The organism is Lysobacter sp. CA199 (genome assembly GCF_052078715.1).
Lineage (GTDB): Bacteria > Pseudomonadota > Gammaproteobacteria > Xanthomonadales > Xanthomonadaceae > Lysobacter.
Genome location: NZ_JBQJIL010000003.1, coordinates 98,939 through 99,959 on the forward strand (window position 1 = coordinate 98,939; position 1,021 = coordinate 99,959).

Here is a 1,021-nt window from a genome sequence, read left to right on the forward strand (position 1 = left end):
ACGCGGGTCGGCCGTTCAGATCCAGCGCGGGCGAAACCCCGTGCGTAGGGAGGTGGATCTTGCGACGTGTCCCCGTTCATATCCTGACAGGGAGGGGCTCCCCGAACTGCGCCCCAGCACGACCGCCAGCGGGCCCGGCCCGGCCGGTGCCCGATGTACGAAATCGGCGTTTTCCCCTGTTTCCGGCGCGACTTTAGCATTGGCCGCAGGGTCGTGCCAGCGCGCTGAAAAAGCGATATCGACGGTGCCCGACGGCGCTGTGGAACGAGCGCTTGAGCTATCATGGCCGCGGGGAAAACGGCCGTTTGGATGAACGGCCGACAGGGGAAACAGGAGAGTTCATGAAACACGCAGTAACCGTGGCCCTGATCGTGGCCACTCTGGCCGGCTGCAAGACCACCGGTCAGCGAATCCGCGACCTGGAGCCGGACAGCAGCCGCGAATATGTCATCAGCCATCTGGGCAAACCGGATGCGATGCGCATGGTCGGCGATTTCGAAGTGCTGACCTATCTGTACCGCAATCGCAATCGCCGTTCGTTGTTCAACACCAACTACACGGTCATCCTCAAACAGGACAAGGTGGTCGAATACGGCCCCGGCCTGGCGCGGCGCGAAGGCCTGCGCAACGTGGTGATCGTGCCGCCGATGGGCGACTGATCGGGCGGCCGAATCCAGCGCGGCGACGGTGCCGCGCGTCGCTGGTGGTTTCGATGCTTCTTCGACGGCGCGCGTCATGCGCGCGGCGCCGCCGTGGGCGGTCGGCCGCATAGCCGAAACAGACGCGCCGATCGGAACGCATCGGGTCGCGACTTCATAAAAAAACGCTCGCAGATACGGGCGACGGCATCCAGGGCACGCGCGGATCTGCGTTGCCGACGTCGGATCGTACCCGCGACAAGGCGATGCCGCGTCGGCATCGGCCGGCGCGGCAGGTTCGAGTGACTTGCGTGCGTTGCGCATGGAATCCGTTCCGCATCGGCGCAGCGAGCCGGGGCTCGCTGCGCCGTGCCTGGCCGGCC

General features: G+C 65.9%; 1 protein-coding gene. It reads left to right on the forward strand.

Annotated elements, in window-relative coordinates; genetic code table 11:
• The first annotated feature begins 341 nt into the window (after nt 1-341).
• The gene (locus ACTOWJ_RS05145) at nt 342-659 is read left to right on the forward strand and encodes a hypothetical protein (RefSeq protein ID WP_441333529.1); all 318 of its coding nucleotides are present in this window, start codon (nt 342-344) and stop codon (nt 657-659) included.
• Nucleotides 660-1,021 lie beyond the last annotated feature (362 nt).